At 70.0% G+C, this 13,513-nt stretch carries 16 protein-coding genes and 1 tRNA gene; 3 read left to right on the top strand and 14 right to left on the bottom strand.

The window, feature by feature from the left end:
* Positions 1 to 346 precede the first annotated feature (346 nt).
* The 7 genes from ACFXBC_RS22320 to ACFXBC_RS22290 all read right to left on the bottom strand — a co-directional run bounded on the left by ACFXBC_RS22320 (position 347) and on the right by ACFXBC_RS22290 (position 3,711).
* Positions 347 to 640, bottom strand: coding sequence for a Dabb family protein (locus ACFXBC_RS22320; RefSeq protein WP_385027044.1), 294 nt, complete (start codon positions 638 to 640; stop codon positions 347 to 349).
* 31 nt (positions 641 to 671) lie between these two features.
* Complete coding sequence (locus tag ACFXBC_RS22315) at positions 672 to 827, bottom strand: hypothetical protein (protein WP_385027068.1); 156 nt, start codon at positions 825 to 827, stop codon at positions 672 to 674.
* Positions 828 to 1,174: 347 nt separating this feature from the next.
* On the bottom strand, positions 1,175 to 1,840 hold the full coding sequence (locus tag ACFXBC_RS22310; protein ID WP_385027041.1) for a nitroreductase: 666 nt from the start codon (positions 1,838 to 1,840) through the stop codon (positions 1,175 to 1,177).
* 82 nt (positions 1,841 to 1,922) lie between these two features.
* Positions 1,923 to 2,010: transfer RNA gene (locus ACFXBC_RS22305), tRNA-Ser, on the bottom strand.
* A 69-nt stretch (positions 2,011 to 2,079) separates the two neighbouring features.
* Positions 2,080 to 2,544, bottom strand: coding sequence for a tRNA adenosine(34) deaminase TadA (tadA, locus tag ACFXBC_RS22300; RefSeq protein ID WP_385027038.1), 465 nt, complete (start codon positions 2,542 to 2,544; stop codon positions 2,080 to 2,082).
* 159 nt (positions 2,545 to 2,703) lie between these two features.
* A complete protein-coding gene (locus ACFXBC_RS22295) occupies positions 2,704 to 3,231 on the bottom strand; it encodes a hypothetical protein (RefSeq protein ID WP_385027035.1) in 528 nt (175 codons plus the stop codon).
* A gap of 153 nt (positions 3,232 to 3,384) precedes the next feature.
* Positions 3,385 to 3,711 (bottom strand): hypothetical protein, encoded by a 327-nt coding sequence (locus ACFXBC_RS22290; RefSeq protein ID WP_385027032.1) that lies wholly within the window; start codon positions 3,709 to 3,711, stop codon positions 3,385 to 3,387.
* Positions 3,712 to 3,804: 93 nt separating this feature from the next.
* On the opposite strand from ACFXBC_RS22290, the gene upp reads away from it, so the two are divergent.
* Positions 3,805 to 4,440, top strand: coding sequence for a uracil phosphoribosyltransferase (gene upp, locus ACFXBC_RS22285; protein ID WP_385027029.1), 636 nt, complete (start codon positions 3,805 to 3,807; stop codon positions 4,438 to 4,440).
* A gap of 107 nt (positions 4,441 to 4,547) precedes the next feature.
* On the opposite strand, the gene ACFXBC_RS22280 is transcribed toward upp, so the two are convergent.
* From ACFXBC_RS22280 to ACFXBC_RS22265, 4 genes are all read right to left on the bottom strand, one after another.
* Entirely contained in the window at positions 4,548 to 5,186 is a 639-nt protein-coding gene (locus ACFXBC_RS22280; protein WP_385027026.1) for a LytR C-terminal domain-containing protein, read from the bottom strand.
* A 265-nt stretch (positions 5,187 to 5,451) separates the two neighbouring features.
* Positions 5,452 to 5,748: a type II toxin-antitoxin system VapB family antitoxin gene (locus ACFXBC_RS22275; protein ID WP_164262735.1), complete on the bottom strand. Its 297-nt coding sequence runs from the start codon at positions 5,746 to 5,748 to the stop codon at positions 5,452 to 5,454.
* A gap of 181 nt (positions 5,749 to 5,929) precedes the next feature.
* Entirely contained in the window at positions 5,930 to 7,543 is a 1,614-nt protein-coding gene (locus ACFXBC_RS22270) for a M20/M25/M40 family metallo-hydrolase (protein ID WP_385027062.1), read from the bottom strand.
* Positions 7,544 to 7,806: 263 nt separating this feature from the next.
* Entirely contained in the window at positions 7,807 to 8,451 is a 645-nt protein-coding gene (locus ACFXBC_RS22265) for a TetR/AcrR family transcriptional regulator (RefSeq protein ID WP_385027023.1), read from the bottom strand.
* A gap of 562 nt (positions 8,452 to 9,013) precedes the next feature.
* On the opposite strand from ACFXBC_RS22265, the gene ACFXBC_RS22260 reads away from it, so the two are divergent.
* Entirely contained in the window at positions 9,014 to 9,421 is a 408-nt protein-coding gene (locus ACFXBC_RS22260) for a VOC family protein (RefSeq protein ID WP_385027020.1), read from the top strand.
* Between the two features lie 53 nt (positions 9,422 to 9,474).
* Here the strand turns inward: ACFXBC_RS22260 and ACFXBC_RS22255 are convergent, their stop codons facing one another.
* From ACFXBC_RS22255 to ACFXBC_RS22245, 3 genes are all read right to left on the bottom strand, one after another.
* Positions 9,475 to 10,203, bottom strand: a complete 729-nt coding sequence (locus ACFXBC_RS22255) for a sensor domain-containing protein (RefSeq protein WP_385027017.1) — start codon at positions 10,201 to 10,203, stop codon at positions 9,475 to 9,477.
* A 236-nt stretch (positions 10,204 to 10,439) separates the two neighbouring features.
* Positions 10,440 to 11,249, bottom strand: coding sequence for an isocitrate lyase/phosphoenolpyruvate mutase family protein (locus ACFXBC_RS22250; RefSeq protein WP_385027014.1), 810 nt, complete (start codon positions 11,247 to 11,249; stop codon positions 10,440 to 10,442).
* Positions 11,250 to 11,331: 82 nt separating this feature from the next.
* Complete coding sequence (locus tag ACFXBC_RS22245) at positions 11,332 to 11,841, bottom strand: MarR family winged helix-turn-helix transcriptional regulator (protein ID WP_385027011.1); 510 nt, start codon at positions 11,839 to 11,841, stop codon at positions 11,332 to 11,334.
* A gap of 228 nt (positions 11,842 to 12,069) precedes the next feature.
* Between ACFXBC_RS22245 and ACFXBC_RS22240 the strand changes: the two genes are divergently transcribed.
* Complete coding sequence (locus ACFXBC_RS22240) at positions 12,070 to 13,488, top strand: MFS transporter (protein WP_385027008.1); 1,419 nt, start codon at positions 12,070 to 12,072, stop codon at positions 13,486 to 13,488.
* Positions 13,489 to 13,513: the final 25 nt, after the last annotated feature.

Below are 13,513 nucleotides of genomic sequence, written 5' to 3'. Positions count from 1 at the left end.
CCCGGCTGCCGGGAGGCCGGGGTCTGGTTGTTCTGGGGCAGGGCGGTCTGGGGCGGTACTTCAGGCGCAGTACTGGCCGGCACGGTCACGCCACCCCTTTTTGGACGACTTTTTGGTCAACTCATCAGTCAAAAGCGGTCATAGCATCACAAGACATGTGCACTGTGTGCAAGTACCCCATAGCGACGTGTTGGCTATGAAAGTGGTTTCAAACAGCCGTAAACATAAAAAAACCCCCGCTGCGATGAGGGGGGCTGTGCGTCCGTTGAGCTCGGGCGGGGGTCCGGCAGGAATGGGGATGGGGGGCGCGGGCGAGGCAGGCGGCAGGGGTGGGCCGGGGGCCGCCTCAGAAGGGGTAGTCGGCGATCACCCAGGTGGCGAATTCGCTCCACTGCCCGACGGCCGCCTGGTGGGCCGGGTGCTCGATGTACCGCTTCAGCGCGTCCGCGTCCTGGACGGCCGAGTTGATGGCGAAGTCGTAGGCGATGGGCCGGTCGCTGATGTTCCAGGCGCACTCCCAGAACTCCGTCTCCGGGATCTGCCCGCCGAGCTCCGCGAACGCCTTCGCGCCGGCCGCGACCCGGGGCTCGTCGCGCGAGACGCCCTCGTTGAGCTTGAAGAGGACCAGGTGGCGGATCAAGGGGCACTCCCTACGGAACGGATGTACGGGCTCAGCTCACCAGTTCGGTCATGAACTGACCGACGCTTTTCGCGGCGTTGGAGACTCCTTCGAACCCTACCTGTACGAGGTCGGCCGATCTGGCCGGTGACGTGATGATCGTGTACAGCACAAAGACGACTGCTATGTAGAGAATGATCTTCTTCACTGGCACCGTTCGGCCCTGCTTCCCCTGAGGTCCCTGAGCAGTCGCGAGAGTCTAACCGGAGGGAGCGCCGGGGGATCAAGGGCTGGAAGGCGGAGCGGCGTTGGCCACCGCGGCGGCCACCGGGCACCCGCAGGCCCTGGCGTGCTGCCGGGGGCGGGGGTCTGCGTCGGCGCCGTTCGGCCGGGTGGTGGCGCATGGGCGACGGGCCGGGCCGACCGGGGTTACTTTCCCGAGCCGACCGGGTCCACGGAGACGACCGTCGCCGACTGACCGGCCGGGATGCTGCTGCCCTGGGCGATGGTGTGCGAGTGGGTCTCGTTGGGCGGAAGGGCCCGGCCCTCCTCCGGTCACCCCCCGATGAAGCTCACCGTTTCCGTCAGGTCCGCCCTCCCCGTACGCAGCGGCGGCACCCCTTCCTTCTCGTACCCCACCGAGACACCGCAGAGCAGCACGAGCCGGTCGTCGGCTCCGATCGCCCGGCCGACTGTCCTGCGGTACATGGTCCACATCACCTGGGGGCAGCTGTGCACCCCTTCGGTCCGCAACAACAGCATGACCGTCTGCAGATACATCCCCGCGTCGGCCCACTGTCCGGGCCCCATCGACCGGTCGAGACAGCAGAACAGCACAACCGGCGCCCCGAACCCCTCCGAGTTCAGGACAGCGATCTTCCTGGGCCGGTCGGGGTCGTCGCGCTCGATCCCCAACGCCTCGTACCGCTGGGCGGCCGCGGCGGAGAAACGGTCCAGATACGGCGGGGCCAGCTTGGCCGGGTACATCGGATACTCCCGCTCGTCACCCGGATCTCCCGCCCGTGCCCGCGCCGTCACCAGCCTCTTGAGCTCGGCCAGGGGCTCGCCCGTCACGACATACAGCTGCCACGGCTGGAGGTTCCCGCTCGACGGAGCACGGGCCGCCGCGGCCAGGACCCGTTCGAGCAGTTCCCGGGAGACCGGCTCGTCGCTGAACGCCCGCACAGCCCGGCGGCTGTCCACCGCCTCGTACACATCCATGTCCTCGCACCCCTCACCCGCCGCCAAGGGAGGCCAAAAAAACCGCCCTTGGTCTGCTTCTGCAGAGCAAGGGCGGTTCCTGTGGCGGTAGCGGTGGGATTTGAACCCACGGTGAGTTTCCCCACACTCGCTTTCGAGGCGAGCTCCTTCGGCCGCTCGGACACGCTACCGAGAGAGAGCTTAGCCCAAGGTCGGCCGTGGTCAGAAATCGGCCTTCGGGAAGAGGGCCCGAGGGGCCGTCAGCGGTCCCGGAAGAAGGACGTCAGCTGGTCCGCGCACTCGTCCGCGAGCACCCCGATCAGCACTTCGGGGCGGTGGTTGAGGCGGCGGTCGCGTACGACGTCCCACAGCGAGCCCGCCGCTCCCGCCTTCTCGTCGAGTGCGCCGAAGACGACCCGGTCCACCCGCGACTGGACGATCGCGCCCGCGCACATCGTGCATGGCTCCAGCGTGACGACCAGCGTGCAGCCGGTCAGGCGCCAGGTGCCGAGCGACGCCGCGGCCCGGCGGACCGCCAGGATCTCGGCGTGTGCCGTCGGGTCGCCGCCGGCCTCGCGTTCGTTGTGGCCCGCTGCGAGTGGTGTGCCGTCCGGGGCCAGCACGACGGCGCCGACCGGCACATCGCCGGCCTTCGCCGCCTGTGCGGCCTCGGCCAGGGCCTGCCGCATCGGCGCGGCCCAGGGATCGCGGAGGGGATCGGTCATCTGCTCGTCTGTTCGATGGTGTGCCCGATGACGGTGTGACGGCCGTGGTCTGTCCGGCCGGCTGTCCTGTCCTGTGTCCGGCCGGCTGCTCAGCCGTCTGTCCGGCCGTCGGGCACCTGCGGTAGGTAAGCGAGGGTGGGCCGGCGAGGTAGGGGTGGGTCAGCGGACGGTTTCCAGGACTTCGGCGGCGCCCAGTGCGTCGGCGATGTCGGCCAGTGCGTCGGTGCCGAGTGTCAGGAGCTCCTTCTCCGTCATGCCGAGGTCGGCGAGGATCAAGATGTCCCCGAGCGGTCCCGGCGGTACGGCTTCGCTCTCGTCGTCCGGGTCGTCCCCGTCCTCCTCCAGCTCACCGTCCTCCGTACCGTCGAGGTCGACAAGTTCTTCCAGGGCGTCCGGGTCCTGCGGGTCCCGGCCCATCAGCTCGTCGGTGAGGAGGATCTCCCCGTACGAGGAACGGCTTGCGGCTGCGGCGTCGGAGACGTAGATCCGTGGATCGTCCTCGCCGTCGACCCGGACGACGCCGAACCAGGCGCCCTCCTGTTCGATGAAGACGAGGACGGTGTCCTCGTCCCCGGAGGCATCCCGGGCGAGATCGGTCAGATCGCTGAGGGTTTCCACATCGTCCAGCTCCGTGTCGCTCGCTTCCCACCCGTCTTCGGTGCGCGCGAGCAGTGCGGCGAAGTACACCGTGACTCTCCCACTGGTCTTAGGGGTGTCTGTCGAAAAGGCGGGCTGTCCGCCGCCCAGTGGGAATCGTGGCAGAAACATGGCGTTCGCGAGAGGTCTTCGGGCTCAGGTCTGCGTGTTGCTTCCGGCGGCCGGTAAAACCTTGGTACGCCGCTACCAGCGGAACGTACGCATACGCATGGCCTGTCGGAGCCTGGCGACCTTGGCGCGCCTGGGCTGCACACGGTCGCGCAGCTCCTTCGCCTCGTTCAGCTCACGGAGAAACTGCGCCCGGCGCCGCCGGCGGTCGGCGGCGCTCTCCGGTGCGTCGGCCGCACCCGCTCCGCCGGGCCCGCTTCCGTCTCCCGGCTCGTACGGGGGCTTGTACGCGGGCGCGTGCGCCGTCCCCTGCGCGCTCTGTCGCTCGTTCTCCCGCGCGTTCTGCCGTTCGTTCTCGCCGGCCTTGTCGCGGGCCGGGTTCGCTGGCTCGGACTCGGGCATGGACCGCACCACCTCCGTACCCGTCCGCCTTCCCGCCGACCGGCGGGTTGATGCCAGCGCGGGCAGGCCCGGGGGCCCGGTTACGGTTGTCGTATGCGTATCCATGTCGTCGACCACCCGCTGGTGGCGCACAAACTCACCACGTTGCGCGACAAGCGCACCGACTCCGCCACCTTCCGGCGCCTCGCCGACGAGCTCGTCACCCTGCTCGCGTACGAGGCCACGCGCGACGTGCGCACCGAGCAGGTCGACATCGACACCCCGGTGACGGCGACCACCGGCGTGAAGCTGTCGTATCCGCGCCCCCTGGTCGTGCCGATCCGGCGCGCGGGGCTCGGCATGCTCGAAGGGATGGTGCGGCTGCTGCCGTCCGCCGAAGTGGGCTTCCTGGGCATGGTCCGCAACGAGGAGACGCTGAAGGCGTCCACCTACGCCTCGCGGATGCCGGACGACCTCTCGGGGCGTCAGGTGTACGTCCTGGACCCCATGCTGGCCACCGGCGGCACGCTGGTCGCCGCGATCCGCGAGCTGATCGAGCGCGGCGCCGACGATGTCACGGCCGTGGTGCTGCTCGCCGCGCCCGAGGGTGTCGAGGTCATGGAGCGTGAGCTGGCGGGCACGCCGGTCACGGTGGTCACGGCGGCGGTCGACGACCGGCTCAACGAGCAGGGCTACATCGTGCCGGGGCTCGGCGACGCGGGCGACCGGATGTACGGATCGGCGGAGTAGCCCCGCCCTGACTGGCCCCGCCCTGACTGGCCCCGACCTGTTCGGGGAGGTCGTTCCGGGGCGTCAGTCGTCTGTCTCCCGGAAAGTCGGCACTCTGTTCCGGGGCGTCAGCACTTTCCGCCGGGCGTCGCCTTGGGGTGGGCCAGGGTGGCCAGCGCCTTGGCGGCGTCCTGTTTCGTGTCCAGGGCCTTGAAGCCGGAGCCGATGATCAGGTCGACGTCGCCGGTCTTCCGGGTGTCCGTCTTCTGGGTGGCGCCCTTGACCTGCGTACCGAGTACGGAGAACGAGGCGACCGGGGTCCTGGCCGAGCCCAGCAGAAGTGCGGTGCCCGGGACCTTCTTGTCGAAGGCCGCGGGGGCGTTGCCCACCTTGCCGATGGTGAAGCCGCGCTTCTTCAGCTCGTCGGCGGTGGACTTGGCGAGTCCGCTGCGCGGGGTCGCGTTGTAGACGTTGACCTTGATCTTCGCGGGCTCCGGCAGCGCCTTCGCCTGCCGGGACGAGGCGGGCGAGGCCGCGGCCCTGGCTTTGCAGTCGTGCTGCTGCCCGGCGGCCGACGACTTCTGGGAATCGCCCGTGAAGAGATGAATGAGCTGCAGCGATCCCCAGCCGACCAAGCCGAGGGCGACGACAGCGGCGACGATCCCCAGGACGAGTCGGCCACGGCGCCGGGGGCGGTGCATCCGGGGGTACTTGTCGCCCGTGATGCGGTACTTTCCGCCCATGCCGGGGGGTGTGAGCATGCTCATGAACGCAGCGTAGTGCGGCCTGGCAGCTATGCGAACTTAACGATCATCTGATGACCGCCGGATGAGGCAAAATGGCCCCGAAAGGACCAGCGAGCGGCTTTGGCCAGGGTGGATACCGGTGGTTCCGGACAAGCCCGTGCCGGATCAAGGCCGTGCCGGACCAAGCCCCGTCTCGGATCAACCGTCCCGGATCACGGCTGTGCCGGATCAAGGTCACCCCGGGTCGGGCCGGGGCGGTGAGCTGTCGGCCGATGAGGGTGAGCTGTCAGCCCATGTCGAGGACGCGGGCGTGCAGGACCTGCCGCTGCTGGAGCGCGGCACGCACGGCCCGGTGCAGTCCGTCCTCCAGATAAAGGTCGCCCTGCCACTTCACGACGTGGGCGAAGAGGTCCCCGTAGAACGTGGAGTCCTCCGCGAGCAGCGTTTCGAGGTCCAGCTGGCCCTTGGTGGTCACGAGCTGGTCCAGCCGGACCGGGCGCGGCGCTACATCCGCCCACTGGCGGGTGGATTCCCTGCCGTGGTCGGGGTACGGGCGTCCGCTTCCGATGCGCTTGAAGATCACACGGAAAGCCTACCGGGGATGCGCCACTGGGCGCAGCCACGGAACGGCGGATACGGAGTGCATCAAAGGGCCTATGCCCTGACAAATCGGCAGTGAACCGGGAGTGAACCAGAATCGGAACCACTCCCTCCGGTGACCCTGTGGCCAGAAATTCGGACAGGGGCGCCGATCCGGCATCCCTTCAGGGGGCTTGGCTGCCGGTGCCCGCTTTGAGAGGGCGTACGTCGGAGGCGTATCGCCCGACGGCGTCGGCCATGACCGCGATGTTGACGCTGAACGCCTTCATGTCGATGTTCTTCAGGGTGTCGCACGCCAGGTGATAGCAGGCGTCGAGCGCGACCCCCGCCCTCCCGCCGAACTTCTTCGCCTGCGCGGCGGTCTTGATCTCCTCCGCTCCGGTGAAGGTGCCGCCCGACGGGATGCCCGCGGCGATGAACGGGCCGTAGTCGGAGCGGCCGTCGAAGACCGTCCCCTCGTGCGGCACATGGCGGCGGTCCAGGAAGTCGGTGATTCCCTTCTCCAGCCGGGCGGAGCCTGCCGCGGCGGAGCCCGTCGGGGTGGAACCTGCGGGACCGGGGCCGGGGCCGGGTCCGGGTGCGACGCCGGGGGCGGTGCCTTCGGGGTCTGGCTCGGTCTCTGGCTCGGTCTCTGACTTGGTGTCGGAATTGTCGCCGTCGTAGACCAGCTCGGCGTAGTTGGGTGAGGCGATCATGTCGAAGTTCAGATAGAGGGCCAGCTGCTTCCGCTGTGGGGCGGTGAGGTGCTTGACGTACGCATCGGAGCCGCGCAGCCCCAGCTCCTCCGCCGACCACCAGGCGAACCGGACTCTGTTCGCGGGCTGTTGGGGGAGCCGGGCGAGTCGCTGGGCGACCTCGATGAGGCCGGCCGAGCCCGAACCGTCGTCGTTGATGCCCGGTCCCGCCGCTACGGAGTCCAGGTGGGCGCCGAGCATGACGGTGTGCGCCGGGTCGCCGCCCCTGGTCTCGGCGATGACGTTACGGGTGGTGCGCCGCTCCTGTAGCTGCCGGATCTCCAGCGAGACGGTCATGCCTTTGGGGCTGGGGGCGGCGACGGGGCTGGTGGCGGGGGCCTTGGCGCCGGCTCGGGCCGTTTCCGCGGCCAGCGCCGTGCCGTCCGCCTGCGAGATCCCGCCGGTGGGGATCTTCACGCCCGCGGGGGAATCCAGGGTGCCTGCCAGAGCGCCCCCGGTGTTGTTGGAGATGAGCGCGGCCACCGCGCCCGCCCCGGCCGCCGTGCGCTGTTTCTGGGCGAATGTGCAGCCGCCGCGGCGGATCAGGGCAATCTTCCCGGTGAAGGCTCCCGCCGCGTAGTCGGCAGGCTCGCACCCCGTGGTGGCGTCCACCGGTACGACGGCGAGTTCGGCCGTGATTCCGCCCACCGGCGTGGACTTGGTGTACGAGAGCGCCGAGACCGCCAGATCGCGCGGGGTGGGTGTGACGACGGCCAGCCGCTCGGCCCGGGTCTCGATGTAGGTGATGGGGAAGGGCTCGTACGAGACCCGGTAGCCGGCTCGCTCCAGGGTGTCGTGGACGTAGCGGGCCGATGCCTCGTGGCCGGGCGTTCCGGCGGCCCGGGTGGAGTGGTGTGCGTCGGCGATCGCCTGGAACTTCCGCAGCTGGCGGTAGGCGCCCCGCGCGGTCGACGCCCGTACGAGCTCCCGGGAGAGCTGTTCGGCCTGCTGGGCCGGATCCGGGCGCACTGCCTGCGGGCGCATCAGGTGTGGGTGCGCTGCTTGCGGGCGCACCGGATTCGGGCCCACCGGATCCGGGCGCATCGACTGCGGGGCCGCCGAGGCGGGCGCCGCCGTGGAGGCGAGGCCCAGAGTGGCGGCGAGTACGGCCGCCGCCGTCGATGTCGTCAGGGCTCTGGCCGCCCTGGTGCCAGTGCTCCGGGGTCCGGTGCTGTCGTCTGTCGTGGTCACCCGGGATCCTTCCCGCGCGACCGCGCCCGGCGAACACCCGTGTGGCGTTCGGGTGCAGCGGGCGGACCGGCGGATGCCACCCTCCCGGCGCGCCGAGGGCGGACCGGTCGATGGCCTCAGCGCACTGCGGGCAGGCCGGCGGCCAGGGCGGACAGGGTGCGCCGCAGTGTCGGGAGCAGTGTGGGCCGGACGGCTGCGAGCTGGGGCTCCATGGCGTACAGCTCGGCCAGTACGGGCGGCGGGGTGGCCATCGGGTAGAGCGTGCCGGCGAGCACCCCGGCGGTCGAGACCAGGTCGGTGCACTCGCGCTCGGTCAGCCCGGGGCGGGCCCGCGCGACCAGGGCGCTGAGCGAGGAGACGGCGGCGAGCACGGTGTGCTTGTAGGCGCGGGCCGCTTCGAGCGAGATGTTGTGCTCCAGGATCGTCGCGGTCTGGCTGAGCAGATCGCAGAAGAGCGGCCGTTCGGCGAGGCTCTCGGCGAGCGCGCCGATGGCCTCCTCGCCGGCTTCCAGCCGTGCGGCGACCTCGCCGCGCCACTCCTGCCAGTCCTCGGCCGCGAGCACCAGGAAGATCTCTTCGCGGGTGCCGAAGTACCGGATGACATTGGATTTGGCGAGCCCCACGGCCTCGGCGACGCTGCCCAGCGTTACCCGCCGTACCCCGTGTTCCAGTGCAAGACGACGAGCGGCCGCGAGAATGGTCTCGCGCCGCTGTTGCTTCTGCTCCGGTCTGCGCGCCCGGAGAAAACTCTCTGATGACATGACTCGGTCAGCATACGAGAGCGGGAAAGAGCCCGCCTTCTCTCGATATCGAAACAGCGGTCTTTTAATTCGGTCGTGTCCGCTGCCATCACGTCGGTGCAGGTAATTCCGACTGGCCGGCGTATCCGGAATGGCCGGTTGGGGCTTCCTGTGCGTGTGTCCTGGGATTTACGGATTTCTCGCCGCACGCCAGGGATTCGGGGGCTCGGGGGAATGGAGGCCGAACCGCGTACCTTGCCTGCATATATGTGCCGGGCGGAGTATATCCAGTCATCGTGCGGTGGACCGTGCGGTGGGGTGGGTGGGGGGCGGGGGTGTCCGCTCAACAGGGCCTGGACTGAGGGCCTCCTGGGCGGCGTGCGGGTGGGTGGCGCATGTGGGCGCGATCGACGGCCCACCTGGCTGGTGCGCTGGTGCGCATTATATTGAGTGGAATATTGCGTGGAATGGGGTGCGTGCCGGGTGAGTTGGAGTGTGTGAGATCCCGTTGGATTCTCTGGGGTTCCTTGAGGATCCGTGAGATTCGATGAGATCCGATGAGATGTCGCGAGAGGGAGTTCCCGTGCGAGTGATCGGCTTTGACCACCTTGTCCTCAACGTCGCCGACATCGAGCGCTCGTTGGGCTTCTACTGCGGTTCACTCGGCCTCGAACCGGTCCGGGTGGAGGAGTGGCGGGCGGGCGATGCGCCATTTCCTTCGGTACGGGTCAGTGCTGGGACGATCATCGATATCGTCCGTACACCGGAGAGCGCTGCGGGAACGGCCGGCCGTGCCAATGTCGATCACATCTGCCTGGTCGTCGAACCACTCGACTGGCAACAGTCCATTGATTCGGGCGAGTTGGACGGATTCACCGTGGTGGACGGCCCCGGTGAGCGTTTCGGGGCGCGGGGAAGCGCCCAGTCGGTGTACGTGCGCGATCCGGATGGGAACACGGTGGAACTGCGCTGGTACCCGGGGGATGCCTGACCGGACAGCGGCCCGCCCGGTGTGCGGCCGGGTGGTGCGTCCGGCGGGGGCCGTCATGAGCCGAGCAGGGTGCGGACCGCTCCGCGGTCGACGTTCGTCAGGGCGTGCACGAGCTTCGGGGTGAGGAAGACGATCACCAGGCCGAGCAGTGAGAACGCGCCTATCTGGAGCGGCGATGTGAGGTAGTACTGATGGTGAGCGCCGTGCGACGTGTAGTCGTACACCTGATAGCCGGGCCAGCCCACGTAGCGCGGGAAGACCCAGTGGTAAGCCGGGTAGAGCGCGACGGCCCAGCCGGTGACCAGGAAGGTCAGCGAGAGTACGAAACTCGCCACCCGCCAGGGGAACATCAGCAGCTGGAACAGCATCGCCCGCCACCCGGCGGCATCGGTCAGCCGGGCCAGCAGGGCGGGCCACCGGCCGGAGTTCCGTGCCGCGGGTACGGGTGCGGGCGCGGGGACATCCAGACCGAGCAGCCGCCGTGCCCGCCCGCGTTCGGCGGTTCCGAGCGCACGTGCCCCGGCCAGCAGGGCCGCCGCCGCTGGAAGTCCGACGACTGTCACTGCCAGGCCCGCGCTCAGCGAGAACATCGTGACGACGAAAACGAACCCGGCGACGGCGACCGGCAGCGAGCTGAAGACGTATCCGATCTCCCGGAACGTCCTGGCGGCGAAGGGCGCCCGCCAGAATCCGGTGCCGGGCGGGGCCGGGGGCGTGGACATGGCCGGGGTCGGGGTCGGGGTCACGGTCGGGGACGGGTGCGGGAGAGTGCTGCTGCTCATCGTGGGCCTCGGATCATCGCGGTGAGGACGTGCCGTCCTGATGACCCTGACGATTCCGGATCCGCGTCCCCGGCGACATGGTGTGGCCTGGCCTCCTGAGGGTGGTGCCAGCACCCCCTTTTGAAGGGAGGGAGGGGAGGAGGCGGCCGGGAGCGGGTGTCGGTTGCCCTTGCGGTGGGGCCGGTTGGGGTGGGGCCGCAGGTGTCGCGTCGGGGTGGGGCCGTAGGCGTCGCGGTTCAGCTGCCGGTGGTGCCGAACCGGTCGGAGAGCGACTGCGCCTGCGCGTACGAGGGGATGCCGGAGTCCCCCGCGGGGAGCGCCGAGCTTTCCGCCACCGCTCTGGCTGTGCTGACCGCCGCGTGCAGGGCGGCGCGGAACAGCAGGGAGCCGCAGCTGATCCGGCGCACTCCCAGCGCGGCGAGCTCCCCGACGGACGGCCCGGCCGGCGACACCAGGATGTTGAGCGGGACGGCGAGATCCCGGATCAGGGCGGTGATCTCGGGTCCGTCCTGGAGCCCGGGGACGAACAGCCCGTCGGCGCCCGCGTGCTGGTAGGCGTCCGCCCGGCGTGCGGTCTGCTCCGTGTGCCCCGGGAGCCAGTGGGTGTCGGTGCGGGCGTTCAGGAAGAGGTCGGGTACGGCGTCCTTCACCGCACGGATCACCTCGCACTGTCGGTCCAGATCGGCGAGGCTGCCGTCGCTCCGCCCGTCCTCGATGTTGACGCCCACCACGCCCGCGTCCGCCAACTCGGCCGCAAGCCGGGCCACTTCGCCCGGATCGCTGCTGAACCCGCCTTCGATGTCCACGCTGATCAGGGCATCCATCCGGACGAGCCCGCGCGCGAGCTGTACGGTCTCCGCGCGTGTGCCGCCGGTCGCGTCCGGCTTTCCCGCCGCTGCCGCGACCCCGAGGCTCGTCGTACCGATGGCACGGAATCCGGCCTCCGCGAGGGCGGCCGCCGAAGCGTGGTCCCAGGCGTTGGGCAGGACAAGTGGGCCTGCGGCGCTGGGGAGGTGCAGGCCGCGAAAGTCTTCGAAGGGGGTCATCGGACGCTTCCTTCCGCCGGGCGAGGACGAGGGCGCGGGTGCGAGCGCGGTGGGGTACGGGGTGCGGTGGGCCAGGGGGCGATCAGGGTGTGATGGCCTCGTCGTAGACACCGACGATCCGCCTCAGGAAGGCCGCCACGACGGCCTGTTCCTCGGGGGCCAGCGCTTCGGCTGCGGCGGTGACGCCGTGGACGAGCGGGGCGACGTGCTCGTAGGCCGTCGCCTCCCAGTGTTCGGCGGGCGTGATGATCACCTTGCGGCGGTCGGTGGGGTGGGGCTGCCGGGTGACATGCCCCCCGGCCGCGAGTCGGTCGATCACGAGGGTCGTCGCGGCTGTCGACGCCTCCAGGCGACGGGCGAGGTCGGTGGGGGTGGTCGGACCGGTGTGGACGAGGTGGTCCATCACCGCGAGTCCGGCCGGATCCACCTGGAGCCGTCGGCTCAGATGCCGCTCGAAGCGCTGCTGGTTCAGCGTCAGGAGCCGCAGCTGTTCACGGATGGCACCCCCGGATCCGGCCCCGGCCCCGGCTGCTGAGCCGGTGGTGGGCTGCCCGGCTTCTGGGGCGGTGGGGGCGGGCGATGTGACGTCCATGGGGATCAGGATACTCTTGATATTGCTAATAAAATTGGTAACCAAGAGTATGAGGTAAAAATGAGCGCCAGTCCGGCGGACCGATCGTCGCCCCCATCGCACCCGCAGTCCCGGTCGTCCCAGCAGTCCCTGAAGCCCCGGTCGTCCCCGCCGGCGGCTTCGGTGGGGACGCAACCACCCGGGCCGCCGCCGGTTCCCTACCGGTGGCGGTGGCTGATCCTGGTGGTGATGCTCATCGCGGAGATCATGGATCTGCTGGACGCGTCGATCGTCAACGTGGCCGGACCCGCCCTGGAGAGATCGCTCGGGGCCACGTCCGTGGGCCTCCAGTGGGTGATCGGCGGCTACGCGCTCACGCTGGGGGCGGGGCTGGTGCTCGGGGGCCGGCTCGGCGACCGGTACGGGCGGCGCCGGATGTTCCTGATCGGCCTGGGCTCGTTCACCGCCGCCTCACTGCTCTGCGCGACCGCGCCGGGCATCGGCACCCTGATCACCTTCCGGCTGATCCAGGGGGCGGCCGGGGCGATGCTGCTCCCCCAGGGGCTCGGCCTGCTGCGCGAGAACTTCACCGGGTCCGAACTCACCAAGGTCTTCGGCGTCTTCGGCCCTGTGCTCGGACTCGGCGGCATCGTCGGCCCGGTGCTCGGCGGTGGCCTCATCCAGGGTGACTTCTTCGGCCTCGGCTGGCGGCTGGTGTTCCTGGTGAACGTGCCGATCGGCCTCGCCGCCCTGGCCGTCGCCGCCAGGTTCGTCCCCAGGAAACCGGGCGACCCCGCCGTGCTCGTCGACCGTACGGGCGCGGCTCTGGTCGCCCTCTCCTGCGCTCTGCTCGTCCTGCCCCTGAACCAGGGCCAGGACGCGGGCTGGCCCCTGTGGACCTGGCTGTGCATGGCCGCTTCGGTGGCCGGCTTCGCGCTCTTCGCCGTACAGCAGCGGCATACGGCGGCGCAGGGACGCGAGCCGCTCATCGCCCCGGCCCTGCTGCGCAAGCCCGCCTACACGGTCGGCCTCGCCGGGATCGCGCTGTTCTTCGGGGGACTGATCGGGGTGCAGCTGGTGCTGACCCTCTTCCTCCAGATCGGCCAGCGCTTCACTGCCGGGGAGGCCGGTCTCGGCAACCTGCCGCTGGCGCTGGGTACGGCGATCGGCGGCGCGGTCAGCGGAGCCGTACTCGCCGACCGGATCGGCCGTGCGGTCCTGCAGATCGGCCCGCTCGTACAGCTGGGCGGCGCGGCGCTGCTCTGGTACGAACTCGACGGCATCGGCGGCACGTTCTCCCTCTGGGACATCGCGCCAGGCGTGGTCGTCTGCGGCATCGGCGCCGGTCTGGTCATCGCCGCGCTGTTCAGCTTCATCCTCGCCGCGGTCGACGACGACGAGATCGGTTCGGCGTCCGGTGTGCTGTCGGCGGTGCAGTCGATCGGGGGCTCGATCGGGGTGGCCGTGTTCGGCTCGGTCTTCTTCGCCCGGGTCACGTCGGGCGACTTCACGACCGGTTTCCACCACGCCCTCCTGGTCCAGGGGTGCCTGCTGGTGGCGTTTCTGGCGATCACGTTGCTGCTGCCGAAGAAGGGCAGGCCGGAGGAGTTCGCGGTGGATCCGGAGGAGTTCGCGGTGGATACGGATACGGGGAGTGCTGGGGCGTGAGGGGTGGGGGTCCGGTCCCCCGCGC

The sequence above is a fragment of the Streptomyces sp. NPDC059398 genome (assembly GCF_042751845.1).
Classification (GTDB): domain Bacteria; phylum Actinomycetota; class Actinomycetes; order Streptomycetales; family Streptomycetaceae; genus Streptomyces.
This window is presented reverse-complemented; position numbering and strand designations above follow the sequence as displayed.